Here is a 25,709-nt window from a genome sequence, read left to right as displayed (position 1 = left end):
GCGCGGAGGCCTGACTCAGGATCCCCACACCTGCATTTCGTCGAGCGAATAGCCCCACTGTGTTGCGCGCTTAGTGCCGTACATCCGCACATAGCGGCCCTGGCCGTTGAGATTCGATAGCTTGACGTGGCCGTAGGCGACACCGTTGGTCGTCGAGTAGAGCGTGGTCCAGTTGACGTTGTCGCTCGAGGTCTGGATTTGATACACGCTGGCGCCCGCATCCCAATACAGGTCGACGCCGCTGATGCTCTTCACCGCGCCCAGATCCACGGAGATCCATTGGGGATCGACGCCCGCGCCTTCGGGCGAGTCCCAGCGCGTGCTGGTCGTGTTGCCGTCGAAGGCCTTGTCGGGCGTGAGCGACGTGTTGTAGCTGGCCGACGCGCTGGCGGAATGCCCCTGCGAAAGCAGCGCGGTCTGGCTCGCGGCCGGGCCGCCGTAATAGTTCGACCCTAGCTTGGCCTTGGTGGAGTCAGCGTTCACGCCGAACTGCGTGAGGCTCCAGCGCTGGCCCGTGGTCACGTCGGCCATGTAGAGCTGATAGCCGCCAGCCGTCGTCGACGAGAAGAACAGGTAGTTCGTGCCGTTCACCGGGGCCGGGTCGGAGTTGTTGCTGATGCAGTCGTTGAGCGACAGCTGGTTCGGCGTCGAAGCCGGGTCCGACGTCTTCTCGTAGATCTGGTCGAGACCGCCGGTGTCCTTCCAGCGCGCGTAGAACACGTTGCCGTCCGCGCGCACGATCGGATAGTAGGTTTGCAGCGAAGGCGGATGATCGAATACGGCCGTGACGCCGGTGGCGATCGTGCGCTTCATGAGCCCCATGTTCGCGCCCGTGCCGGTCGCGTAGTAGACGGCGCTTGCATCAGGCGCGAGATAGGGCATCGAATACTCGGCGCCAGAGGGGGCGTTGGTCAGGCTCACGATCGACGTGAAGGCCGGACCCGCGCTCGTGTACGAAAGCGTGGCCTGCTTGACGTCGCCGTTCTGCTTGAACACGAGGGTCTTGCCGTCCTTGCTGAATTTCGGATCTTCATTGCGCGTGGCGCCCGTGCTGTTCGTCATGTTCACCGGCGGGTTGCTGGTGCCGAGCTGATACATGAACACATTCCACGCGTTGTTGGTCACGCCCATGAAGGCGATCCACTTGCCGTCGGGGCTGAACACGGCGTTCATCGGGTCCTTGATGCCCCACGAGGCCTTGCTGAGCTGCGTGAGCGAGCGTGCCGAAAAATCGTAGAGAAAGATCTGGCTCGTGCCGTCGCCATATGTCACGTAGCTGTGATAGACGAGCTTGCCCGTGAGCGTGGCGGGAAACGAACCGTCGGGCTGGGCGGCGGGGTTGGTGACGCAAGCTGCACCGGCGGCGCCGGCAAACACATTGAGGGCGACGCCGGTCATCAGGCCGGCAACGAGGTTCTTCACTTTCACAATCAGTTATCCTTATCAAACGGAACTGGGTAATGCGCAGGGCCTTGCTGCGAGTTTGAAAAAACTCGCGAGGGTTTGCAGGCTGTCTGCTGACTGGAGGCGCTTGCGGTACTCGCTAGGCAAGCGCCTCGGTTGGACCAATCTCCCGGTCCTTCGGGCTGAACCGGTAGCCGCCGCCCGAACGCTTGGCGTCGTACATGGCCTGGTCGGCTCGTACGACGAGATCGGCAAGCGTTTCGCTCGCCGCTTCACGGATTGCAATGCCGATGCTCAGGCCCACAAAGCCGAACTCGCGCGCAAGCGGGGCTACCGCCGCAATCAGCCTGGCGCAAAGCTGATCGACATCCGTGCGGTTGGCGAGACCCGGCGCGATCAGCACGAATTCGTCGCCGCCCACGCGCGCGAGCAGGTCGCCGGAGCGCTTCACTTGCCGCAGCCGCTCCGAAACACGGCGCAGCAGCGCGTCGCCGCTTGCATGTCCCTGGGTGTCGTTGATGAGCTTGAAGCCATCGAGATCCATGAACAGTGCGGTGACAGGGGCGTGCGCCCTTGCCGCGTGGCCTTCGAGCGCGCGAAGCTGAAGATCCAGATCGCGGCGGTTCGGCAAGCCGGTGAGCGCGTCGCGCAACGCGGCGCGCGTCATGCGCTCCGCGCCGCGCACGACACCGGTGAACGCCTTTCTTTGCATGACGGTGGTGTACGCCAGCAGCGCGAGGACGCCCAGCAGTAAACCGGCGAATGCGTAGCCCGCGCGCTCGACGCGGAAGGTTTCGTCGCGCAGCGCCGCCGCGCCTTTGGCGTCGCAATCGGCGGCGATCGCGCTGACGCTTTCGCGCAGCCGGTCCATCGCCGCCTTGCCGGCATTGGTCTTGACCACGGCGAGTGCGCGCTTATGCTGGCCGCTGCGCTCGAGCTGCACGGTCAAGGCCAGTTCAGCGAGCTTTTCGTCCATGTCGTCGCGCACGTTCCGTAGCGCGGCAACCTGCTCGGGGCCACGAATCAAACCGGAGAGCCGGGCGAGCGCGTCGAGCGCCGCCGCCTTGCCGCGCACATAGGGCGCCAGATATTGTTCGTCCGCGGTCAGAAGAAATCCGCGCTGCCCGCTCTCCGCGTCTTTCATGCCGCTGAGCAAGGCGTTGCTGGTACTCACGAGCAGGGCCGCGCGGTTTTGCGCGCGGGCATCGGCGACAACCGCGCTTGCCTGCCAGGCAGAAGCCACGGCGCTGGCAAGGAGGGCGGCGACGATGCTTCCATAGACCAGCAGCGAGCGGCGCCGCTCCGCAACAATGGCTCTTCGCACCTCGATCACCGTCCGCCCCCCATGTCGCTGGCGGAAATACTCCGCTTCAGCATTGCGAACCCAGTCTATCTTTCTGTATGAACATCAATTGGGGGATTAGAGGTAATTCGTGCCGGCATCTCACTCATTTGACCGCGCGCGGTAGCTCTTGCCGATCGTTTCGCTGATTTGCGTTGGCATATGAAAATGCGGGTCGGAAACGCAAATTTCTACCTGCCACCGCGGCCAGAATTATAACGTCTGCGGAAAGCCTTTCCGGCTAACGAGGGGAGAAATCAGGCGCAATAAAGTTGATTTGTCAACGAATTGCGTAGTCATGCATAATGAGTTTATGAAAGCGCACGCAACTGTTTGCGCAGCCGGTCGACCTCTGCAGAGGAGAACGGTTGCTCGATCTCGGCGTGCGTGCGCTGCCACACGGGGAATGCTTCGGCGAGCAGGCGTTCGCCTTCGGGTGTCAGGCTGAGCAGGCGGCTGCGTTTGTCGTCCGGGTCTTGTTCGATGCTGACGAGGCCGCGGCGCTCCAGGGGTTTAAGCGCAGCCGTGAGCGTGGTGCGGTCCATGGCCAGCAGCGCGGACACATCCTTGATGGCTGGTGGATGCGGCCGGTTGAGCGACATCAGCAGCGAGAACTGACCATTCGTGAGGTCGAGCGGGCGCAACGCTTCGTCAAAAATGCGCGCGAGGTTGCGCGCCGCGCGCTGCATGTGCAGACACAGGCAGCAATCGCGCACCATGAGCGTGGTTTCGAAAGGGATTTTCTTTGCGCGTGACATGTTGCAATTATGTTGATATCAACCTATATTGTCAAGGCCGGATGAGCAACATCCCGTTGCTCGCAATAGCAGACGGAGGACGCATGAGCGACCAGAAATTGTTTCTCGCCGTTTTTCTCGGCAGTCACGACAACCCGCGCGCGCAGGCGTGGTGGGCTCTTCCCGAAGACGAGCGGCACGCCCGCGAGCGCGAGGGCATCGCGGCATGGAAGGGGTGGGTGGAGCAGCACAAGGCGGACATCGTCGAACTCGGCGGACCGCTCGGCAAGACCAAACGCATTGGCCCGGACGGCATCAAGGACACCACCAATGCGCTAACAGGCTTCACGGTCGTGCGCAGCGCTTCCATCGACGAGGCCATGAAGCTGTTCGAAGGCCATCCGCATTTCACGATCTTTCCCGGGGATGCGGTCGAGGTGATGCCGGTGCTGCCGATTCCTCCGGGCTGAACCGCGCAGGCGCTTTTCGACGGATTACTTTGGAGAATCGTGATGAAGCTTTACGGATTTGGTGGAACCCGTTCGCAGCGTGCGCTATGGGGTCTCAAGGAAGTCGACGCAGATTTCGAGTTCATATCGGTCAATTTGCTCGAAGGCGAGCATAAGCGGCCGGAATTCCTGCGCGTCAATCCGGCCGGCAAGGTCCCGGTGCTGATCGACGGCGACCGGGTCATTCCCGAATCGGCGGCGATCGTGCTGTACCTCGCGGACAAATATCCGGAGAAAGGCTTGATGCCGGCCGATCTGGACGCGCGGGCGCAGGCTTATCGCTGGATCCTGTTTGCGGTGACGGAACTCGAGCAGCCCCTGTGGCGCATCACGAAGCACTCGATGCTTTATCCGGCGGACAAGCGCCTGCCCGCCGATATCGAGTTGGCACGCGACGAATTCGCAGCCATGGCGGCGGTGCTCGAAAAGCATCTGGAAACACGCGCATTCATCGTGGGGGACCGGCTCACGGCGGCCGATTGCGTGACCGTGTACCTGATGGACTGGGCCAACGAATTCCAGATGCTCGGTGGTTTTCCGCGTTTGCAGGCCTATCTGGAGCGGCTCTATGCACGCTCCGAAGCGCCGCCGCGCATTGCCGACGCCCGCAAGGCGGCATGAGCCCGATCGATTGAGCCGGACTGGCGGCTCGATCGATCACTCGATTGGCCATTCAATCGCAGCGCAATCACAGTTCAATCGCCCGCGATCAGCTTGCGCCGCGCCGCCTTCACGCGGGCGAGATGCGCCTCGTCCCAGTCGTAAAAGCCCGCGCCGCTGCGCGCGCCAACGCGTCCGGCGGCCACCTGCTCGCGCAGCAGATCGATCACGTCTTCGTCCTTTGCGAGCGCGGGCATGAGATGCGAAGCGATATCGACGAAGGTATCGAGGCCGCCCATGTCCGCGCTTTCGAGCGGCCCGACGATGCCCCAGCGGCGGCCAAGCGACGCCTTCATCACGCGATCGACCACGTCGGGGCTCGCTGCGCCCGAGCGCACGATGTTGAGCGCCTCGCGCAGCACGGCGAATTGCAGACGGTTGCCGACGAAGCCGGGAATCGACTTGGCGAGCACGACGGGCTCCATGCCGATCGCGCGCATGAGCGTCTCGGTGCGCGCCGTGACCTCGCGCGCGGTCGCGCGGCCCGGCACCACCTCGACGAGCGGAATCATATGAGGCGGGTTCCAGAAATGGGCGATCACGAAGCGCTCGGGCGCGGGCAGGGGGCCGGCTAGCAAATCGGGTTCGAAGCCGCTCGTATTGCTCCCCAGAATCGCATCGGCGGCTAGCACGGCGCCGAGCCGCGCATAGAGCCGGTGCTTGAGGTCGAGCACTTCGGGCACCGCTTCGAAAACGAACTGTGCCTGCGCCATGGCGTCGAGCTGCCCCGTGGTTTCGATGCGCGCGAGCGCGGCTGCACGCTCGGCGGCATCGATGCGCCCGGCGTCGATGAGTTCGTCGAGCACGGCCTCGGCCTTCGCCGCCACGCTCGCGAGCCGGGCGGGATCGACGTCATGCACGATCGTGCGCAGGCCATGCAGCGCACATTGCGTCGCAATGCCGACGCCCATCAGCCCCGTGCCGACCACGCCCGCCACCGTCACCGTTCTTTCCATGCCTACTGGCCTCCTTGCCAGGTCCTTGTCGAAACGGCAAGCATAGCGCGTTGCGTTTCGCCTCCGGGTGCAGATGGGCAATCGTTGGCGTGCGAGGCAAGCGGCACATCTGCAAACACATCTGCAAACGTCTGAATTTTGACGCGGATGCATGATGGCAACTTTGGCCGAACAATGGCAATGTGTCGGCTAAGATTGGATTCACCTTGTCACCGTGCCACGACATTCGCGCCCGCCGCGCCGAGGAGATGAACATGGCTGACCACGACTTTGCCGAGTTTTCCTGGGATGAACAGGCGGACGTCAAGGCGATTCTTCTAAGCCGAGGGTTCGAACTCGGTGAATTCAGGATCACGGATAAGGAAAGCGATTCTGCTGGCGCCGGGAAGGCGGTAATCCGGCAGGTTTCGGTGACACGTATAGTCAACGGCAAGACGGAGATCTACGACACCGACCATTTCGCTCCGTGGATCACCGATTTCGATGAGGCGCTTCAGGCCGGGAAGTTCGACGATTGAGATTGCCGCCGTGTGCGATCGGCAAATCGGCGAGGGTTATTTTTTGGCGGGTTTTTCGCGTTTCCTCGTATTCCGGCGCAATATAAAGCATGTGGCAACCGTTGAAGACGACGGAGGCGGACATGGCCATCCCCACGCGGCTAGAGTTGCTTTGCCGATTGTTTATCGGACTTTTTGTGGGTTTCTTTTGTGTAACGACAGCCCTTTTTGTCCGATATAAATCGATGCATCCGCTCCCGCAGGTCGCCGCGGTGCAGTCGAGCGGTGCCTCGCCTGCCTTGCCGCGCGGCACCGCGATCATGTCGTTCTCCGCGGCCACCCAATCCAGTCGTTCAGCGCCGCCGCTGAAATCCGCGCAAATGACGCTCATTGCGTCGTCCAGTTCCACTGTCGTGACGTTCATTGCGGCGCTGGTGGTCAACTTGATGAGCTGGCGCAGCAGGCAACGCGGGCAGCCAGGCAAAGACGGCGCGCGTCCACCGGATGCTCATCACGGAGATGCGCGCAAGCGGGTCCGGGATGGCAGGAACGGGTAGTGCTTATTCGATCTTTTTCCACGGAGGTCACATGAACGCTAGCAACAACGCCGACGTGCGCGCATTCGTGCACACCGCCGAGCGCACTGGCGGCTGGGTATGGGTTATCTCGCTGGTCGACTTCGCCGCGCGAGACGTGCGCCGCGTACTGGTATCCGACGAAACCTATGTCAATCAACGCGCGGCGAAAGACGCGGGTGATGCGCGTCTCACCGCGCTGGCACAAGACCAGTAGTTGCGCGGGCAGCTATCGCGTTTCGCATGTTTCGCGGGTTTCGCGCATTCCGTGACATTCCGGAATCCGGCCTCTGCATGATTTGCGCGGCCGCGCGAAGACTCGGCCACGCGCTCATGGGAATATCGGCGTGGTCGGTTCGGCGCCTTCCGGATCGGCTCTGGGGACATGCTTTGCGACCGTCTGCGCAATTTCCTCCTCGCGCGCGGCGGGCACATCGGCCATGATCAGGAATTGCCCGTTGCGGATCGCTTCGCGAAAGCGCTGGAGCCGGGCGTTCGGTTCGTCCACGCCGATCATGGCGGCGGTCCACGCGCCGAAGCTCGCGCCCGCCAACGTCAACGTCACGACCGCTCCGCCGCCGATGACCAGTCCGGCCGGCGGAAAAACCAGCGCCGCGAGACCCACAATGGCGCCGGCCGCGCCGCCTAGCGCCACGCCGCGTTCGAGCGCGTGCACGACGTCGCTGCTTTGCAGCAACGAGGCGCCCGGCAATTGATCGAGCTGGACGGTGTGATTCGCGAGAACGTGCAGATGCCGCCACGTAATCCGCGCCAGCAGCAAGTCGTCCACGACGGCTTTCGCCGTGGGTATGTCAGGTGCCAGGAAGTAAAGACGTCTCATGTTGGCTCCCCTTTGATCAAGCGGTGTTCGCCGCAGGGTAAGCATTGATGGTACGCCTGCTGCAGCGAAGTGGCGTGCCGCTTTTTTCAGCGATCGTGTGGATGAAATGGCAAGTCGGCGCGCAATTGCGTCATGGCCGTGTACGATAGAAGCCGTAATGCCGTGCAGTTCCAATCAGCGCAGGTGCCCTCATGATTTCAACCTCTCGCGAATCTCACGACGCCGATGCCGAGGCATTGGCCACGCTGGCCGAATATCTCGAGCTTCTGCTCGACAAGGGCAAGAGCCTGATTCTGGTTCGAAGCCAGGCGGAAAGCAGCGACGTGTTCCTCGGCGACGCGGGCGAGCCCGAAGAGGACTGGACACGGTACGGGAAAATCCGCAATGCCGTGGCGAGCGCGGTGCTGGGCGTGACAAGTTCGGGGTTCAATGAACTCACCATTGGCGGGCAGACTTATCGCTTCGTGCGGGCATTCACCGAGGTTTCCCATCGGGGCGCGGTGGTTTTCAGCGCTGCGTAAAATCTTCGTCACAGCACACCCGCGCGATAAGACCTACGATATTTGAAAACACCAAGGAGGCCGTCATGACCACGGCTGCCAGTTTTCAAATCGGCTACACGCAGTACCTCGGGCACGACGGCGAACCCGTTCATCCACTGCCGCCCTTCGCAAGCGACCCCGCCGCGCTGTTGCCGCTCTATCGCGCCATGGTGCTCACCAGGGCGTTCGATACCAAGGCCGTGGCCCTGCAACGTACGGGCCAGCTCGGCACCTTTGCTTCGTCGTTGGGCCAGGAGGCGATCGGCGTGGGCGTGGCCAGCGCGATGCGGCCCGAAGACGTGCTGTTTCCCTCCTATCGCGATCACGCTGCGCAATTGCTGCGCGGCGTCACCATGACCGAAAGCCTGCTTTATTGGGGCGGCGACGAGCGGGGCAGTGACTTTGCCGGGCCGCGCTTCGACTTTCCCAATTGCGTGCCGATTGGCACCCAGGTTTGTCATGCGGCGGGCGCGGCTTATGCTTTCCTGCTTCGGCAAGAGCCGCGTGTGGCCGTCACGATTTTTGGCGACGGCGCCACTTCCAAAGGCGATTTTTACGAGGCGATGAATTTCGCGGGCGCGTGGCGCGCGCCGCTCGTGCTCGTCATCAATAACAACCAGTGGGCGATTTCGCTGCCGCGCAGCCAGCAGAGCGCCGCACAAACGCTCGCGCAAAAAGCCATCGCCGCCGGCATCGACGGCGTGCAGGTCGATGGCAACGATGTGATTGCCGTGCACCAGGTGGTGGGGGCGGCGCTAGCGAAGGCGCGGCGCGGCGAGGGCCCGACGTTGATCGAGGCGCTCAGCTATCGCCTCGGCGATCACACGACCGCAGACGACGCCACGCGCTACCGCGACGCCGAGGTGCTCAGCCAGCAATGGGAACACGAGCCGCTGCGCCGCCTGCGCGCTTACCTCATGCGCATGAACGTGCTGGACAAGGCGCAAGACGAGCAGTTCGGCAAAACTTGTCACGAGCAGGTCGAGCAGGCGGTTGCGGCGTATCTCGCGGTTGCGCCGCCCGAGGTGGCGTCGATGTTCGACCATCTCTACCAGGTGCTGCCGCGCGCCATGCATGAGCAACTTTCGATGGCGCAGCGGTTTGCACCGGCGGGTCCGGCCACGGAGAACGATCATGGCTGATCTGAACATGGTCGAGGCGATCAATCTGGCGCTCGCGTGGGCGCTCGGGCATGACCCGGACGTGGTGCTGCTCGGCGAGGACATCGGCGTGAACGGGGGCGTGTTTCGCGCCACGGCGGGCTTGCAGTCACGCTTTGGCGCGCAGCGCGTGATCGATACGCCGCTTGCGGAAACGGCGATCGGCGGCGCGGCGGTCGGCATGGCTGCAATGGGCTTGAAGCCCGTCGCGGAGATTCAGTTCAGCGGCTTCATCTACCCCGCGATCGATCATCTGCTCAATCATGCGTCGCGTTTGCGGCACCGGACGCGCGGCAGGCTGGCGTGTCCGCTCGTGGTGCGCTCGCCGAGCGGCGCAGGCATCCATGCGCCCGAACATCACTCCGAAAGCCCCGAAGCGTTGTTCGCGCACATACCGGGCTTGCGCGTGGTGACCCCTTCGTCGCCCGCGCGCGCTTACGGCCTGCTGCTCGCGGCGATTCGCGATCCGGACCCGGTGATCTTCTTCGAGCCCACGCGCCTTTATCGTCTCTTCAGGCAGTCGGTGGAGGACAACGGCGAGGCGCTGCCGCTCGACTGCTGCTACGTGCTGCGCGACGGTGCGGACATTACGCTGGTTGGTTGGGGCGGTGCGCTGCAGGAAGCGCTGGCGGCGGCCGACCTGCTGGCGCTCGAAGGCGTGAGTGCGGAGGTGATCGACGTGGCCACGCTCAAGCCGCTCGACATGGACACCATTCTTGCTTCGGTATCCAAAACAGGCCGCTGCGTAATCGTGCACGAAGGTTCGCGCACGGGCGGCGTGGGTGCCGAAATTGCCGCCGGCATTGCGGAGCGCGGTCTTTATTCGCTGCTGGCGCCGGTGCAGCGCGTCACGGGATACGATGTGGTGGTTCCGCTCTATCGGCTCGAAAGCCACTATATGCCCGGCACGGCGCGCATCGTCGCGGCGGCGCGGCAAGCGCTGGAGGCGCAGTGAAGCCATGAAAATCTTCAAGCTGCCCGATCTGGGCGAAGGCCTCCAGGAAGCGGAAATCGTCGAATGGCACGTCAAGAGCGGCGACGAGATTCTCGCGGATCAGCCGCTCGTCTCGGTCGAGACGGCCAAGGCGATTGTCGAGATTCCGTCGCCGCAAGCGGGGCGCGTCGCGAAGCTGTTCGGCAAGCCGGGCGACATCGTGCACCTGGGCGCGCCGCTATGTGCGTTCGAAGGCGATGGCGCGGGCGCCGAGGATGCCGATGCGGGCACCGTGGTCGGCCACATGGAGGTGGGCCGGCAAACGGTGCAGGAGGCGGCCGCCGCGCTCGGCAGTGGCGCGGGAGCGGGGCATGGGGCGATCAAGGCGATGCCCGCGGTGCGCGCGCTGGCACGCAAGCTCGATGTCGATCTGGCGATGGTGACGCCGTCCGGCCCCGAAGGCGTCATCACGGCGGCCGATGTGCAACGCGCGGCGCGGCTGCTCGCCGAACTCGGTCCGCCCGAAGTGCTGCGCGGCGTGCGGCGGGCGATGGCGCAGAACATGGCGCGCGCGCAGAACGAGGTGGCGGCCGCCACCGTCATCGACGATGCCGACATCCATGCATGGCCGCCGCACACCGATGTCACGATCCGTCTGGTTCGTGCGCTGGTGGCCGGGTGCCGTGCGGAGCCGGGATTGAATGCCTGGTTCGACGCGAAGATGGAGCGGCGCCATGTGCTCGCGAAAATCGATCTCGGCATTGCCGTCGATTTGCCCGAGGGCCTGTTCGTGCCGGTGCTGCGCGACGTCGCGCAGCGCGACGCGGCGGACTTGCGCGCCGGACTCGACCGCATGCGCGCCGATATCCGGGCGCGCAAGATTCCGCCCGAGGAAATGCGCGGCAATACGATCACGTTATCGAACTTCGGCATGATTGCCGGCAAATATGCGGCGCCCGTGGTGGTGCCGCCCACGGTGGCGATCCTCGGCGCGGGACGCATGCACGATCAGGTCGTGGCGCACGAGGGCGCGCCCGCCGTACACCGGATCTTGCCGCTGAGCCTGACGTTCGATCATCGGGTGGTCACCGGCGGAGAGGCGGCGCGCTTTCTGGCCGCCGTCATCAAGGATCTGGAAATGGCGCAATGAGTGGCGCAATGCCCAGCGCGAAGGGCCGCACTTCGGCGCACTCCCGTTAGAATTGCGCACGACCGGCGCCGCGTTGCGCGCCGGCGCTTTCCGAATTCCTTGCCATGGCCGGTTCATTCCACGCGTGACGACCTCCACCCTCGAACAACTGCGCGCGGGCCAGCTCGCCGGCGCACGACAGATCAAGCTCGCCTGCGGGCTGACCAAATTTCCGCGCGAAATTTTCGAGCTTGCCGATACGCTCGAAGTGCTCGACCTTTCCGGCAATGCACTGAGCGCGCTGCCCGACGATTTGCCGAGGCTGCGCAAGCTGCGCATTCTGTTTGCCTCGAACAATCCGTTCACGGCGTTGCCGGACATGCTGGGCGACTGTGCCTCGGTGAGCATGGTCGGCTTCAAGTCGAACCAGATCCGGCACGTGCCGGCGAGTGCGCTGCCGCCGCAATTGCGCTGGTTGATTTTGACCGACAACGCCATCGAGACACTGCCGCAGGAATTGGGCGAGCGTGCGAATCTGCAGAAACTGATGCTCGCCGGCAACCGGCTGCGCGCGCTGCCGGAAACCATGGCCGGATTGCGCTGCCTCGAACTGCTGCGGATCTCCGCGAATCGACTGGATGCGTTGCCGGACTGGCTGCTGCGCCTGCCGCGGCTCGCGTGGCTCGCCTATGCCGGCAACCCGCTGAATGCCGCGCGCGAGCGCACGGCGCTGGCTGGCGCGCCGGTGCCCGATATCGACTGGCATACGCTTGCGCTCGGGCAGACGCTGGGCGAGGGCGCATCGGGCGTGATTCATCGCGCGACGCGTCTTTTGCAGGACGGCCATCCGTCCGGCGCCGTTGCGGTAAAGCTGTTCAAGGGCGCGGTAACGAGCGATGGCTTGCCGGACCTCGAAATGGCGGCTTGCCTGCAAGCCGGGCAGCATCCCAATCTGATTCCGGTGCTGGGCAAGATCACGGGGCATCCGCTCGACGAGCATGGTCTCGCGATGGCGCTGATCGACCCGGCGTTCGGCAATCTCGCGGGGCCGCCGAGCCTGGACTCATGCACGCGCGACGTGTATGCAAACGATGTGTCGTTCACCCGGTCAGCCGCATTGCGGATCGCGCGAGGGATTGCTTCCGCGGCGCGGCACTTGCACCGGCGCGGGATCATGCATGGCGATCTTTACGCACACAACATCCTTCATGACGGCGCGGGCCACGCGTTACTCGGCGACTTCGGCGCAGCATCGTTTCATGAAACGGACGATCCGGCACGGGCGCAGGCGTTCGAGCGGATCGAGGTGCGCGCGTTCGGCTGCCTGCTCCAAGAGCTTGCACAACGCGTAGCCCCGGTTTCCACCGATGGCGCGGCCGGATTCGACTCGCTGATAGCGGATTGTCTGAACGAGCACGTCGACGTGCGGCCATTGTTCGATGAGATTCTCAATCGCTTGAACGCACTTTGATTACCCGTTGAAGGCGATTCGAATGACGCTGCATGGCAATTGTCACGATTGCAGCGAGTAAATTAAAGGATCGATTTTTCCCGCCGATAGACAGATGAGGCATCATTGTGAACCGGCCCGGCTTCCGATGAAGTGCCATCCTCATCAATCTGAAAGCGAGCCTTGCATGGGACGAGCCAAGCTCTTCTGGTGGTGGCGATACGGTTTGACTGGCCTGGCTGTCCTGCTTCTCTTTTCCGGCTGCCACGCGCACAAAGATGCTACGCCAGCCACGCCTCCTGCCGCCCGGACCACCATCACCGCTTTGGTGTGGGCGCCCGACTGGCCGCAGGAAATGCTTCAGATTGCCGCCGAATTCAGCAAGCTCAATCCCGACGTGCGCGTGGACGTCCAGTTCATGATCGGCAATTCGGTCGAGGAAAATATCAAGCCGCGCGTGGCGGCGGGCACGCTGCCCGATTTCGTGAGCGTCAATCCCAACGGCTACTCGGCCGAACTCGCGGACCAGGGCGTTCTTGCTGATTTACGGCGGACCGGCGCGTGGAATAACATGCTGGCTCCCCTCAAGGCGGATTGGACCAGCCGCCGCGGTAAGGGGTTTGGCATTTCGGGCGGCGTTGCGACGACCATGATCTATTACAACCGGGAAATGTTCGCAAAGGCCGGCATCACCCAGGCGCCGACCGACTTCGATGCTTTCCTGCGGATGTGCGCGCAACTCAAGCGGGCGGGCTTCACGCCCATCATGTGGAGCGGCGGATTTCCGAATATGCTCGGCAACGGGCCCTTTGCTTCGGGTTTTGCCAACGACGTAGTGGCCAACGAGGCGGACTGGCGCAACAAAATGGCTGACGGCACGCTGAATCTCGACACCCCGGCGGTGGCGGACATCTTCGCCAAGATGGCTTTGATTCCCGAACGCGGATACGTTCAGCCCGCCTTCATGACGACGGGCTACGACGAAGGCATCCGGCTCTTCAAGGAGGGCAAGGTGGCAATGGCTTTCGAAGGCAGTTGGTCGGCTGGCTCGATGCTGCACGGTAACGCCTTTCGGACCGGCGTATTCGTGCCGCCGTGGAATGCGCGCGGCGCGCAGGTCGTGCCGGTGCTCGGCAGCGAAACCGGGTTTGCCGTGTGCGAAACGCCGCGCAAGGCCGCAGCCGTGCGCTTTCTGGAATTCATGGCGGGCCCGGGCTTCCTGATTCTGCAAAAGAAACGGCATAACATTTCACCGTTCCGCGAAAATGCCGGCACCGCGGTGAGCGACCCGGTGATCGTCGATTACACCAACGCGGTCCGCCGCTATCCCGTCACGGCGAGTCCGTATTATTCGTCGCTGCCGTCGAATACCATCGAATACGTGCATGGGCTCATGCAGGATGTGCTGCTTCACAAGATCACACCAGGGCAAGCCGCGAAGCGACTGGACCGGTCGGTCAAGAACGAAGCGAAAATGCAATACAAATAATGAACTTGATCCCCGCTCCGCTACGACCCGCATTCGACTACCTCTCGCAGGATCTGCTTCGTCGCGTCGAGATCCGTCACCGGCTCATGGCGGCGTTCGTGCTGCTGTGCCTGCTGCCCGTGATCATTTCGGGCTGCATCTCGTACGTGAAATCGGTCGCGGCGATCAAGGAGAATGCCGAGGTCCTTTCGCGCGAAGTGGTCGAGCAGGTCTCCAAGAACGTGCGCATGCGCATGGAGCAGATCGAGACCGAGAGCAGGCTGCTCGTGGTGTCGAGCCGGCTGCAAGGTGCGCTTGCCGGCGCGGCGAGCGCCGGGCGCGGCAGCGAGGCACGCGAAGACATCGCGCGCCTGCTGCTCGAACATTTCGGTTCGGTGGATTTCATCAACCAGAAATATCTGCTCGACAAGAACAATCGCATTCTCGACACGCAGGCGTTCGCGCAATTGACGCGCGGCGTCACCAGCCTCGTCGAGCGCGCCGGGGCCCAGAACGAACGCACTTACTGGGGCAGCTACGATAACGGCGTCGGCGAGCAAAACCTGGGTGTGGTCACCGGGATCTTCGACAAGAGCAACGACCGGAAAATCGGCAATCTGGTTCTGGTGGTGAGACCGCAGTACTTCTCCACGATCTTCAGCAACGTGGCTTCGCGAAGCGGCATGGAGATCTGCATTCTCGATGCAGATAGCAAAGCCGTCATTATCCGCGCCGACGATGCCACAGTTCACGGCGATAAGCCATGGGTGTCCGGCCTGCCAGGGCGCATCGAAGCCAACGGGCCAGCAGGCGATGCAAGCCGCTTCCTGAGCGTGCCGGGCATTCAGGGCGAGCGCTACCTCGTCGCCTATACGCGCATTCCCGGCACAAGCTGGCTCGTGGTGAGCACGATTGCGGAAACGAGCCTGACGACCGAGGCGCGCGCGGTGCGCAACCAGATCGTGCTGGTGGGCATCTCGGGTTTTCTGCTTTCGCTCTTTCTGGCGTATTTCATTTCGCGCAGCATTTCGGAGCCGCTCAGCAAGCTGGTGCGCAAGATGCACGATGCCGGCGACGATGCGGGCGTGCCGTTCGAGGACGGCGCGCCGACGGGAACAGCGGCGCGGGGGCAGGACGAGCTCGCGAGGCTCGAATTGCGCTTCGAGCGAATGCGCGGCGCGATCGGCCAGAAAATACAGAAGATCAACGAGATCAACGCCTCGCTCGAACAGACCATTGTCGAGCGCACGGCCGAACTCGTGGCGCGCGAGCGCGAGTCGCGCACCTTGATCGAAAATTCGCCGGATACCATTACCCGTTACGATCGCGACGTTCGCCGCATTTATGCGAATCCTGCGTTTTGCGCGTCGTCCGGGAGCCGTCTTGTCGAGGCGCTCGGCAAGCGGCCATCGGAACTCCCTGGCGGCCCCAACGCGCTCATTTACGAAAGGAAGATCCGCGAAGTCATTGCCAGCGGGAAAAGCGCGCAATTCGAGCTGAGATGGATCGGCAAGGAAGGCGCCGAGCAATGCTCGCATATTCGCATCACGCCGGAAATCGACCTCTTTGGCGAGGTGAATTCGGTGATGGCTGTCGGGCGCGACCTCTCGGACCGCATGGCGTTCGAGGCGACAATCTGGCGGCAGGCCAATTTCGACGCGCTCACGGGCTTGCCGAACCGCCAGATGTTCCATGAGCGTCTCGAGCATGAAGCGCAGCGCTCACGCCGCTCGGGCCGGCGCATGGCGCTGATGCTGATCGACCTCGACCGCTTCAAGGAGGTCAACGACTCGCTCGGACATGACACGGGCGACGTGCTGCTGGTGGAGGCGGCTCGGCGCATCAACGCGTACGTGCGCGAAACGGACACGGTGGCGCGCCTGGGCGGCGACGAGTTCACGGTCATTCTCCCGGAACTCGACGACGATGAGCAGGTAGAGCGGATCGCGCGAACGATCAATGCGGGCCTGGCCTTGCCATTCAAGCTTGGTGCGGACGAAGAATTCATTTCCGCGAGCATCGGCATTACGTTTTATCCCGACGATGCCGGCGAACTCGACATGCTGTTCAAGAACGCCGACCAGGCCATGTACGCGTCCAAGAACGCTGGACGCAATCGCTTCTGCTACTTCACGCCCGCCATGCGCGTGGAGGCGGAAAGACGCTTGCGGCTCACGAGCGATTTGCGCGCCGCCTTGCCGGAAAATCAGTTTCAACTCTTCTACCAGCCGATCATCGAACTGGCGACCGGCACGGTGTGCAAAGCCGAGGCGCTGATCCGCTGGTTCCATCCGGTGCGCGGCATGATCAGCCCGCTCGAATTCATTCCGCTGGCCGAAGACACGGGATTGATCGTGCCGATAGGCGACTGGGTATTCCTGCAGGCGATGCAGCACGCGCGGCGTTGGCGCGAGCGGTATCACGGCGCGTTTCAGGTGAGCGTGAACGTGTCTCCGGTGCAGGTCCGCCAGGACAGCATGCAATGTGCGCGATGGTCCGAATATCTCGCGCGCGAAGGCGCGGCCGGCGGCAGCGTTGCCGTGGAGATCACCGAGGGCCTGCTATTGCAGTCGGAATCGAATATCGATGAAAAGCTGCGGACCTTGCGCCGTGCCGGCATCGGCATTTCGATCGACGATTTCGGCACGGGCTATTCGTCGCTGGCTTATCTCCAGCGCTTCGAAATTGATTATCTAAAGATCGACCGGTCGTTCGTGCAGAACTTGAGCGTGAACGCAGATAATCAGGCGCTTTGCGAAGCGATGGTGGTGCTCGCGCACAAGCTCGGTATTCAGGTGATTGCCGAGGGCGTGGAGACGGCGGAGCAAGAGGCGTTTCTTAAAGCGGTGGGATGCGACTTCGCTCAGGGCTTTCTTTATTCGAAACCCGTGCCACCCGAGCAGTTCGAGGCGTGGGCCTGGCGGCCCGACGCTGAACTGGCGGACGAAAACCGGGGCGGCCAGGAAAGCGACCAGGAGCGCGGTCGGACCGAAACGCAGGAGAATTCGGGCTGAACGATGCAGAGGGCACATCATGCAACGCGATTCGAATGACGCACAGGCCGCTGTGGTTACGGTTCATCCCGCAAGGGAACTCGCCACGACTCAGCGCTTGCCTTACTTCGTCGGCATTTCCTCCACGACGGCCGGAGCGAAGGGATTGTCGATGCATCTGGTCGTCATCCCGCCCGGCGCGCACGCCGAGCCGCATAGTCATTGCGGCTACGAAACCGGCATTTACGTGCTCGAGGGCAGCGTCGAGACGCGCTATGGCCCGGGGCTGCGTCAGTCGGTAATCACCGAAGCCGGCGATTTTCTGTTCATTCCGCCCGATGTGCCGCATCAGCCGTTCAATTTGAGTGCGACGACGCCCGCAAGGGCAATCGTCGCGCGCAATCATCCGGAGGAACAGGAGCAGGTCGTGCCGTACGATCCGACTCGCGACGAATGAGGGCACCAGGCCGTTGCGCGTCACACATCGGCTGCGGGAGCCTTGCGGACCTGTACTGGAAGCGCCGTTCGGCCTCGTCCAGCGAAGTACCGGGCTGGAATCATGGTGAAATAAAAAATGCGCCCCGTATCCGGATATGCCAGATACGGGGCGCATTGCAATACCGTCTGCAATAACGCGTTAGCTCTGCTTCACCAGCTCGCGTTTTTCCTCGCTGGAAGCGGGCTCGCCATTGAGCTTGCTGCACGCCCACCAGCCCACGGTCATCAGCGCGATCCAGCCGATGCCGACGAACAGGGCAATGCGCGTGTCCTGCTCGTAGCCCAGAATGCCGATCACGAAAATCATGAACGCGATCGCCACGGCGGGGCCGACGGGCCACAGCGGCACCTTGAATTTCAGCGCGCGCACTTCGTCGCTCGACAGACGCCGGCGCATGGCCACCTGCGAAAGCAGGATCATCAGCCAGACCCATACCGTGGCGAACGTCGCGATCGAAGCGATGATCAGGAAGATCTGGTCAGGGATCAGATAGTTGAGCAGCACGCCGCCAAGCAGCGCCACGCCCATCACGAGCACCGTCACCCAGGGCGCGCCTGCACGCGACGTGATCGCGAAGACGCGCGGCGCCTGGCCTTGCGCGGCCATGCCGTACATCATGCGGCACGCGCCGAAGATGTCACTATTGATCGCCGAAACCGCTGCGGAAATCACGACCACGTTCAGGATCGTCGCCGCGGACTTGATGCCGAGTCCCGAGAAGATCTGCACGAACGGGCTGCCCTGGCCGTCGATCTTGCTCCACGGGAACACCGCCATCAGCACCACCATGGTGAGCACGTAGAACAGCAGGATACGCACCGGCACCGCGTTGATCGCGCGCGGCAGGACCACTTCGGGATTCTTCGCCTCGCCGCTCGTGATGCCTATGATCTCGACCCCGCCATACGCGAACATCACCACCGCGAGCGAGGCGATCAGGCCGCCCACGCCGTGCGGCGCGAAACCGCCGTGGGTCCAGAGATTCGAGAGCCCGTGCGCCTGCTCGCCATTCATGCTGATGCCCAGCACGAGAATGGCGGCGCCGCCGATGATCATCGCGCCAATGGCGAGGATCTTCGCGAGTGCGAGCCAGAACTCCATTTCGCCGAAGATCTTCACATTGCACAGATTGAGGCCGCAAATCAGCAGCACGATTGCCAGCACCCAGATCCATTGCGGCACGTGCGGAAACCAGAAGGCCATGTAGATGCCGAAGGCCGTGACGTCCGCAAGGCCCACGATGATCATTTCGAGGATATAGGTCCAGCCGGTGAGAAAGCCGGCGAGCGGGCCGAGGTAGTCGCCGGCGTAGCGGCTGAACGAGCCCGATATCGGATTGCGCACGGACATCTCACCGAGCGCGCGCATGACCATATAGACCGCTGCGCCGCCGAAGATATAGGCGAGGATGACCGCCGGGCCTGCGAGCTGGATCGCGGATGCCGATCCGTAGAATAGTCCCGTGCCGATGGCCGAACCGATTGCGAGGAACCGGATGTGGCGGGCGCCGAGATTACGTTGAAGATTTTCCAATGTCTCTTTCCTTGAGCGGGCCGGCCCCGGTGGCTGGCGCCAACCTGGCTAACCGCCGGCCCGCTTCGTCTTCTCCTGGACACGGCCGCAGAGGATCACCGGGAATTGCTCGGGATTCCTCAGGGCCGTGCGTGCTTGATACGCGATGCGGCCTTTACAGGCTCGGCAGCGTGGCGGCGGGCAGCAGTGCGCTCAGGTGGCGCTGGGCAATCAACGCGCTCGCTGCTTCGATATCGGGCGCGAAGTAGCGGTCCTTCTCGTAGAACGGCACATCCTTGCGCAGGATATAGCGTGCGGTTTCCAGGGCGTCGGTGGTCTTCAGGCCTTCGCGGAAGTCCAGCCCCTGGCACGCGCCAAGCCATTCGATCGCGAGAATGCCCTTGACGTTGTCGGCCATTTCCCAGAGACGGCGACCGGCATTGGGCGCCATCGACACGTGGTCTTCCTGGTTGGCCGAGGTCGGCAGACTGTCGACGCTGGCGGGGTGGGCGAGCGCCTTGTTGTCCGAGGCGAGCGCCGCGGCCGTCACCTGGGCGATCATGAAGCCCGAATTCACGCCACCGTTCGCCACGAGGAACGCGGGCAATTGTGACATGTGCTTGTCCATCATCAGCGAGACGCGGCGTTCGCTGAGCGAGCCGATCTCCGCAATCGCGAGCGCGAGATTGTCGGCGGCCATCGCAACGGGTTCGGCGTGGAAGTTGCCGCCCGAAATGACGTCGCCTTCCTCCGGGAACACGAGCGGGTTGTCCGACACCGCGTTCGATTCCACTTCGAGCACTTCAGCGGCGTTGCGGATCTGCGTGAGGCACGCGCCCATGACTTGCGGCTGGCAGCGCAGCGAATACGGGTCCTGGACCTTTTCGCAGTTCGCGTGCGATGCGCCCACCGGGCTCGATGCGCCCAGCAGGTGGCGATACACCGCGGCAGCGTCGATCTGGCCGCGCTGGCCGCGCGCGGCGTGAATGCGCGGATCGAACGGTGCGCGCGAGCCGAGCATGGCTTCCACGCTCAGCGCGCCGCACACGCTGGCGGCGGCGTAGAGGTCTTCGGCAAGGAACAGGCCCTTGAGCGCGTAGGCGGTCGAGGCTTGCGTGCCGTTCAGGAGCGCGAGACCTTCCTTCGCGGCGAGGCTGAGCGGCTCGAGACCGGCGATCTTGAGCGCTTCGCGCGCCGGCATCCAGCGGCCGTCGTGGCGCGCCTCACCTTCGCCCAGCAGCACGAGCGACATGTGCGCGAGCGGCGCGAGGTCGCCCGAAGCGCCCACCGAACCCTTCACGGGAATGCGCGGATACACCTCGGCGTTCACGAGCGCGATGAGCGCGTCGATCACCGAGCGGCGGATGCCCGAAATCCCGCGTGCGAGGCTGTTGATCTTGAGCACCATGATCAGGCGCACGAGCGCATCGTCCAGCGCTTGGCCCACGCCTGCGGCGTGCGAGAGCACCAGCGAGCGCTGGAGATTTTCGAGGTCTTCGCGCGCGATGCGCGTCGAAGCGAGCAGACCGAAGCCGGTGTTGATGCCATAGGCCGTGCGGTCTTCCGCGATGATCTGCTCGACGCAGGCCACGCTGCGCTCGATGGCCTCATTGGCGCTGGCGTCGAGCGAGAGTCGCACGGGGTTCTGATGCACGGTGCGCAACTGCGGGAGCGTGAGCGTTCCGGGGGTGATGCACAGCGCCGTAACTTGATGGGTATCCTGGCAACGCGAAGTCACGGACTTCCTCCACATAGAAAATTGATCGCTAAGGCAAGTAGGTTTACTGCCACGCTCGAAGCATATTGTATAGACAACTTTGCGGATATGAGGGTTTACGCAAAGGTGATTTGTAGCCGAATTTGCGGGGATTTCTTGCGGCTTACTCGGCGTAAGCCTGCTTGAAGTTGTCTAATCAATACAAATTGGGGGCGGAGCGAAAGGCCGCGAGCGATAAAGCCCCGGCTTGCGGCGCGCGTTCTGTTCGGATTGATTCCTGGCCCTCGATCAGGCCATGGGACGAATCGGAGTGCGTTAGATCGGATTCGGCGGCGCGTTCTCAGGGAGAGCCGCGTTGCTGACCGCTAGATGGGTTTTCCACTGAAGCGCGAAAAACAGAGCAATCGAACGTCGCCCCGATCAAGGCAGCACTATTGCAGTCAAGGAATGACTCGACCGCCATTCAGAATGGAAGCTGGGTCGATAACGCTCTTGATCTTGCGCATGAGATCGAGTTCTGCTTCGGAGCGCGTCAGACCGATGAAGGTGCGTTTGACCACGCCAATGCCGTGTTCCGCCGATATGCATCCCCCTGCATCGCGCACGGCTTCATAAACGAGTGCCTCGACTTCGAGCAGCGCGGCTTCGCCGGCAAACGGGCCGCTCAGGACATGCAGATTGCCGTCGCCGAGATGGCCAAAAAACAGATGACGCTGCTCAGGAAAGCGCTCGCGAAGGCGCGCACGCAGCGTCGCGACGCAGTGCTCCATTTCGTCCATCGGCACGCCCACGTCGAATGCCGCGTGCGGGCGCGTAGCGGCGAGCAATTCGCCGACCGATTCGCGTGCGGCCCACAGCTGCTTTGCTTGCTCGATCGATTGCGCGACGACCACATCGTCGATCACTCCGGTTTCCAGCATGTCGCCGAGCGCGCTTTCGAGCGCGCGTTGCGCGTCATCATCGGCGTCACCGAGCGTTTCGACCAGCGCATAGATCGGATAACGCGTCGAAAACGGCGACTTCAGGCGCGCTACCTCGCACGCCGCCGCCAGGAAGTCGTCCCACATGAGTTCAAAGGATGAGAGGCCTGGCAGGCGCATGCGCAGCGCCTTTAGCAGCCGCGCGGCGGCGTCGAACGATCCCAGGGCGCAGAGCGCCGTCTGCGCGGCGGCGGGCTTCGGTTCGAGCTTGAGCACGAGCCGCGTGATCACGCCGAGCAAGCCTTCCGATCCGATGAACAACTGCTTGAGGTCGATGCCCGTCGTATTCTTTGTCACGCGATTGAGCATCGAAAGCACGGTGCCGTCGGGCAGCGCGACTTCGAGGCCCAGGATGCGCTCGCGCATGGTCCCGAAACGCACGACGCGATTGCCGCCCGCATTGGTCGCCGCGTTGCCGCCGAGCTGACACGAGCCGCGCGCGCCGAGATCGAGCGGGAAGAACCAACCGTCGGCTTCCACCTGCGTTTGCAGTTGCTCGAGCACGACTCCGGCCTGCACCGTCACGGTGCCGCCCGTCGTATCGAACGCCTCGATGGCGTTCAGGCGCGCAAGCGAGAGCGCGACCTCACCGGCCTGCGGCGTGGCCGCGCCGGCAAGGCCGGTCAGGCCGCCTTGCACGGCCACCGGCTGGCCGTAGCGGGCAAGCACCGCTAGTGCGCGGGCAACCTCTTCGGGAGTGCGCGGCAGAATCACGAGCGACGGCGCGCAGCGCGGCGCGTCGCTCCAGTCGGCGGCGTGCGCGTCGGCGATTGTCGGGTCGGCGCTCACGCGCTCGGCGCCAATGGCGTTCGCGAGTGCGTCGTGCAGGGAGATGGTGGGCGAAGCGTGCATGGGTTCGGATGGCGATCGTTTAATCGGGAGCGGGAGGGAAGTGCGTGCAGGGCGTCTCAGTTGGCATGGCTCACGCGCTCGACCTTGCCGCCGAGTCGCTTTAGCGCGAGACCGGCGACGAGCCCGATGCACGCAATCGCCGTCATGTAGATGCCAGGCGCAATGGGGCCGATGCGATGCAGCAGGTCGGTGACGACGAGCGGCGTAATGCCGGTAAAGACCACTGTCGCGAGATTGAGCGAGAGCGCGATGCCGGAGAAGCGCACGTTCGTGGGGAACAGGTCCGCGAGCAAAAACGCGTATGTTCCGTTCACGAAGCCGCCGACGAAGCCGATTACGGCGAACATCGTGAAAGGATCGATTGCGTGCGCGGCAACGAGGCGATAAAACGGATAGCTGCCCGCAAGCATGATGAGCGCGCCCGCGCGATGGACGAGACGCGGCGCAATGCGGTCGCCGAGCCACGCGCACACGAGCAGCGACGCCGACATCGTTGCGATACCAACGTTCTGCGCCGCGCTCGCGAGCGGCGCCGCCACGTGCAGCACAGTCGTGAGATACGAAGGCAGCACGACGAACAGTAAGCTGTTGGCGGCATTCACGATACCCGCCACCCCCACGCCCGCCACGATGTGCCACGGCCACGCGCGCAGGACCGTGCGGAACGGCCGCCTGGACTTGTGGCTGCGCAGGCGCTGGAATTCCGTCGATTCCTCGAGCGAGGTGCGCAGCCAGTAGGACAGCAGGCCGATCAGACCGCCGAAGATGAACGCGATGCGCCAGCCATAAGTCACGACGTCGGCGGCATCGAGGGTGGCATGGAGCGCGAGGCTCATCAGCGTAGCCGTCAGCACTCCAGAATTCAGGCAGAACACGACGAGTCCGCCCACGAGGCTCGCGCGCTGCGGTATCTCTTCGACGACGTAGGTGATCGAGCAGGGCAGCTCGCCCGCGAGAAAGAAGCCTTGCGCGAGACGCAGCAGCACCAGCAGCACGGGTGCGAATACGCCAATGCTCGCGTAGCCCGGAATCAGGCCGATGCCGATCGTCGAAGCGGACATGGCGAGCACGGAGACGAGAAAGATCACGCGCCGCCCGAAGCGGTCGCCGAGGCTCGCGAGCACGATGCCGCCAAGCGGACGCGAAACGTACCCGATCGCAAACACGCCGAAAGCGCTGATGAGCGAGGCAAGCGGATCGGCGGCCGGAAAGAACTGCCGCGCAATCTCGCGTGCGAATACGCCGTAGATGATGAAGTCGTAGATTTCGAGCGAGCCGCCGAGGCTCGCGAGTATCACCGTCTTCCATTTGCGCCTCAGGCCGTCGCGAGCGGCCGGCGCGGCCACGGTGGTGTGTTGGGCTGGGTGCATCGTCGTCTCCGGTCTGTTTTGTCGTTGTGGTCTATGCAGGCGCGCTGTGTGCCTCGTTGTGGGCCTGGTTGCGCGTCTCAGGCAGCCGGCACGGGCGTTGCCGCCGGTGTGCCGGTTTTCAGGGCCGCTTCGCGCCCGCCGAATGCCTCCACGAGGCGCGCCTGATCGGCTTTCGCGGCGGCATCAATGGCTTCGGGGTCGAGCAGCGCGCGCAATCGCGCCTCGTAATGCGCGAGCACGCTGGCGTAGGCGGGATCGTTCGCCACGTCGTTCAGCTCCTCGGGGTCGGTTTGGAGATCGAACAGCTCCGGGCGCAGGCCCACGTAGTGGTGATACTTGTAGCGTGCATCGGCGAGCATGTAGGCCGCCGTTTCCGATCCAACGGCATGGTACTCGCTGAAGGCGAGGCGATCGGGTTGCGCGGCCTCATTAGCGAGCTGCGCCAGCGACGTTCCCGGCCCCGTCATCAAGCCGGGCGGACAGCCGGCCAGATCGAGCAGCGTGTTCTGAACGTCGACCAGCGAAACCGCCGTCTCGTTCACGTTGGCCGCCGGAATGCCGGGGCCGGCAAGGATCATGGGCACGCCCGTCGATTCGCGATACATCAGGCATTTGTTCCACATGCCGCGCTTGCCCAGGTTGTCGCCGTGGTCGCTGCTGTAGATGACCGTGGTTGTCTCTTCGAGGCCGTGTTCGCGCAGCGCGTCAAGCACCTTGCCCGCCTGCGCGTCCATGAACGAGACGAGCGCGAGATAGCAGGCCACCGCGAGACGCCGCCGTTCCTCGCCACCGATGGCCGCGTCGTGGTCCATGTGGCGCGCCTGCCGTTCGACCCACGGATGACGCACATAACCCGTCGAAGGATGCAGCAACGGGAGATCGAGCGACTCGGGCGGATAAAGATCGAGCCACTCCTGCGGCACGACGAGCGGAAAATGCGGCGCAACCAGTCCGACGTAAAGCACCCATGGCTGCTCGTCGCGCGAATGCCCGGAGAGCCAGGTGGCGGCCGTGTCCGCGACCCGCATGTCGAAGCGGTTATAGCTCGATGTGCCCGCGCCGATCTTGTCGTAGAGCGGCGAGCGGCCCATCGTCTCGGGCATCGGCTCGCGCACCGAACCCCACACCTGCCCGATGCCTTCCAGGATATGCACGGCATGATGCTGCCGATGAAGCCCGACTGGCGCATCTTCCGAACGGTAATGCAGCTTGCCGACCGATTCGCAGAGCACGCCGTGCTCGGCGAGATGATGCGCCCAGCCTTTGGGCACGCCGTCGTAGGCGAGTGCGTTGTCCCAGCAGCGGATGTCGTGGACGTGACGGCCGGTTGCGAGACTCGCGCGCGCGGGCACGCAGATGGGCGAGGGCGTGTAGGCGTTGGAAAAGCGCGTGCCACGGGTGGCCAGCGCGTCGAGGTTCGGAGTGCGGATGAACGGGTGACCCGCACAGCCCATGAGGCCGTGCTGGTGCTCATCCGAAAGAATGAAAAGGACGTTGGTCGGTCGCATGATGGATGTTTTCGCTGGCAGCCCGTGGGATGGCCGGGCTGCGTCTCCTGCCGTCAATGGTGGTACGCTTGCGC

At 63.6% G+C, this 25,709-nt stretch carries 23 protein-coding genes; 13 read left to right on the top strand and 10 right to left on the bottom strand.

Going from position 1 to position 25,709, the window contains the following annotated elements:
- Positions 1-15: 15 nt before the first annotated feature.
- The 3 genes from P5W99_RS32810 to P5W99_RS32800 form a co-directional block, all read right to left on the bottom strand.
- Positions 16-1,428 carry a discoidin domain-containing protein gene (locus tag P5W99_RS32810; protein ID WP_421028710.1) on the bottom strand — a complete coding sequence of 471 codons (1,413 nt, stop codon included), beginning with the start codon at positions 1,426-1,428 and terminating at the stop codon, positions 16-18.
- Between the two features lie 115 nt (positions 1,429-1,543).
- Positions 1,544-2,728: a GGDEF domain-containing protein gene (locus P5W99_RS32805; protein ID WP_421028709.1), complete on the bottom strand. Its 1,185-nt coding sequence runs from the start codon at positions 2,726-2,728 to the stop codon at positions 1,544-1,546.
- A gap of 329 nt (positions 2,729-3,057) precedes the next feature.
- The gene (locus tag P5W99_RS32800; protein WP_421028708.1) at positions 3,058-3,504 is read right to left on the bottom strand and encodes a MarR family winged helix-turn-helix transcriptional regulator; all 447 of its coding nucleotides are present in this window, start codon (positions 3,502-3,504) and stop codon (positions 3,058-3,060) included.
- Positions 3,505-3,587: 83 nt separating this feature from the next.
- On the opposite strand from P5W99_RS32800, the gene P5W99_RS32795 reads away from it, so the two are divergent.
- The gene (locus P5W99_RS32795; protein WP_421028707.1) at positions 3,588-3,953 is read left to right on the top strand and encodes a hypothetical protein; all 366 of its coding nucleotides are present in this window, start codon (positions 3,588-3,590) and stop codon (positions 3,951-3,953) included.
- A gap of 42 nt (positions 3,954-3,995) precedes the next feature.
- On the top strand, positions 3,996-4,613 hold the full coding sequence (locus P5W99_RS32790) for a glutathione S-transferase family protein (protein WP_421028706.1): 618 nt from the start codon (positions 3,996-3,998) through the stop codon (positions 4,611-4,613).
- Between the two features lie 74 nt (positions 4,614-4,687).
- On the opposite strand, the gene P5W99_RS32785 is transcribed toward P5W99_RS32790, so the two are convergent.
- A complete protein-coding gene (locus P5W99_RS32785; protein ID WP_421028705.1) occupies positions 4,688-5,608 on the bottom strand; it encodes a 3-hydroxyacyl-CoA dehydrogenase family protein in 921 nt (306 codons plus the stop codon).
- 254 nt (positions 5,609-5,862) lie between these two features.
- Here P5W99_RS32785 and P5W99_RS32780 point away from each other — a divergent pair, with 254 nt between their 5' ends.
- The 3 genes from P5W99_RS32780 to P5W99_RS32770 all read left to right on the top strand — a co-directional run bounded on the left by P5W99_RS32780 (position 5,863) and on the right by P5W99_RS32770 (position 6,897).
- The gene (locus P5W99_RS32780; protein WP_421028704.1) at positions 5,863-6,126 is read left to right on the top strand and encodes a hypothetical protein; all 264 of its coding nucleotides are present in this window, start codon (positions 5,863-5,865) and stop codon (positions 6,124-6,126) included.
- 122 nt (positions 6,127-6,248) lie between these two features.
- Positions 6,249-6,662, top strand: coding sequence for a hypothetical protein (locus P5W99_RS32775; RefSeq protein WP_421028703.1), 414 nt, complete (start codon positions 6,249-6,251; stop codon positions 6,660-6,662).
- 31 nt (positions 6,663-6,693) lie between these two features.
- Complete coding sequence (locus P5W99_RS32770) at positions 6,694-6,897, top strand: hypothetical protein (protein ID WP_421028702.1); 204 nt, start codon at positions 6,694-6,696, stop codon at positions 6,895-6,897.
- 114 nt (positions 6,898-7,011) lie between these two features.
- Here P5W99_RS32770 and P5W99_RS32765 read toward each other — a convergent pair whose 3' ends face one another.
- Complete coding sequence (locus tag P5W99_RS32765; RefSeq protein WP_421028701.1) at positions 7,012-7,521, bottom strand: DUF1269 domain-containing protein; 510 nt, start codon at positions 7,519-7,521, stop codon at positions 7,012-7,014.
- 191 nt (positions 7,522-7,712) lie between these two features.
- Here P5W99_RS32765 and P5W99_RS32760 point away from each other — a divergent pair, with 191 nt between their 5' ends.
- From P5W99_RS32760 to P5W99_RS32725, 8 genes are all read left to right on the top strand, one after another.
- Positions 7,713-8,042 (top strand): hypothetical protein, encoded by a 330-nt coding sequence (locus P5W99_RS32760; protein ID WP_421028700.1) that lies wholly within the window; start codon positions 7,713-7,715, stop codon positions 8,040-8,042.
- Positions 8,043-8,107: 65 nt separating this feature from the next.
- Positions 8,108-9,205: a pyruvate dehydrogenase (acetyl-transferring) E1 component subunit alpha gene (gene pdhA / locus P5W99_RS32755; RefSeq protein ID WP_421028699.1), complete on the top strand. Its 1,098-nt coding sequence runs from the start codon at positions 8,108-8,110 to the stop codon at positions 9,203-9,205.
- The gene (locus tag P5W99_RS32750; protein WP_421028698.1) at positions 9,198-10,178 is read left to right on the top strand and encodes an alpha-ketoacid dehydrogenase subunit beta; all 981 of its coding nucleotides are present in this window, start codon (positions 9,198-9,200) and stop codon (positions 10,176-10,178) included. Before pdhA ends, P5W99_RS32750 begins: the two co-directional genes overlap by 8 nt.
- A 4-nt stretch (positions 10,179-10,182) precedes the next feature.
- Positions 10,183-11,307 (top strand): dihydrolipoamide acetyltransferase family protein, encoded by a 1,125-nt coding sequence (locus P5W99_RS32745; protein ID WP_421028697.1) that lies wholly within the window; start codon positions 10,183-10,185, stop codon positions 11,305-11,307.
- A 124-nt stretch (positions 11,308-11,431) separates the two neighbouring features.
- Positions 11,432-12,757 (top strand): protein kinase, encoded by a 1,326-nt coding sequence (locus P5W99_RS32740; protein WP_421028696.1) that lies wholly within the window; start codon positions 11,432-11,434, stop codon positions 12,755-12,757.
- 166 nt (positions 12,758-12,923) lie between these two features.
- The gene (locus P5W99_RS32735; protein ID WP_421028695.1) at positions 12,924-14,225 is read left to right on the top strand and encodes an ABC transporter substrate-binding protein; all 1,302 of its coding nucleotides are present in this window, start codon (positions 12,924-12,926) and stop codon (positions 14,223-14,225) included.
- Positions 14,225-17,218: a bifunctional diguanylate cyclase/phosphodiesterase gene (locus P5W99_RS32730; protein ID WP_421028694.1), complete on the top strand. Its 2,994-nt coding sequence runs from the start codon at positions 14,225-14,227 to the stop codon at positions 17,216-17,218. The genes P5W99_RS32735 and P5W99_RS32730 overlap by 1 nt, the downstream gene beginning before the upstream one ends.
- Positions 17,219-17,237: 19 nt before the next feature.
- Positions 17,238-17,654: a cupin domain-containing protein gene (locus tag P5W99_RS32725; RefSeq protein ID WP_421028693.1), complete on the top strand. Its 417-nt coding sequence runs from the start codon at positions 17,238-17,240 to the stop codon at positions 17,652-17,654.
- 180 nt (positions 17,655-17,834) lie between these two features.
- On the opposite strand, the gene P5W99_RS32720 is transcribed toward P5W99_RS32725, so the two are convergent.
- The 5 genes from P5W99_RS32720 to P5W99_RS32700 all read right to left on the bottom strand — a co-directional run bounded on the left by P5W99_RS32720 (position 17,835) and on the right by P5W99_RS32700 (position 25,635).
- Positions 17,835-19,229 carry an amino acid permease gene (locus P5W99_RS32720; RefSeq protein ID WP_421028692.1) on the bottom strand — a complete coding sequence of 465 codons (1,395 nt, stop codon included), beginning with the start codon at positions 19,227-19,229 and terminating at the stop codon, positions 17,835-17,837.
- 154 nt (positions 19,230-19,383) lie between these two features.
- Positions 19,384-20,946, bottom strand: a complete 1,563-nt coding sequence (hutH, locus tag P5W99_RS32715; RefSeq protein WP_421028691.1) for a histidine ammonia-lyase — start codon at positions 20,944-20,946, stop codon at positions 19,384-19,386.
- A gap of 419 nt (positions 20,947-21,365) precedes the next feature.
- Positions 21,366-22,757: an FAD-binding oxidoreductase gene (locus P5W99_RS32710; protein ID WP_421028690.1), complete on the bottom strand. Its 1,392-nt coding sequence runs from the start codon at positions 22,755-22,757 to the stop codon at positions 21,366-21,368.
- 56 nt (positions 22,758-22,813) lie between these two features.
- Positions 22,814-24,127 carry an MFS transporter gene (locus P5W99_RS32705; RefSeq protein WP_421028689.1) on the bottom strand — a complete coding sequence of 438 codons (1,314 nt, stop codon included), beginning with the start codon at positions 24,125-24,127 and terminating at the stop codon, positions 22,814-22,816.
- Positions 24,128-24,204: 77 nt separating this feature from the next.
- Positions 24,205-25,635: a sulfatase-like hydrolase/transferase gene (locus P5W99_RS32700; protein ID WP_421028688.1), complete on the bottom strand. Its 1,431-nt coding sequence runs from the start codon at positions 25,633-25,635 to the stop codon at positions 24,205-24,207.
- Between the last annotated feature and the right edge of the window lie 74 nt (positions 25,636-25,709).

Origin of the sequence: Paraburkholderia sp. A3BS-1L (assembly GCF_051125215.1) — a bacterium.
GTDB lineage: Bacteria > Pseudomonadota > Gammaproteobacteria > Burkholderiales > Burkholderiaceae > Paraburkholderia.
The sequence above is the reverse complement of the archived record's forward strand: the minus strand, read 5'-3'. Positions and strand labels throughout refer to the sequence as shown.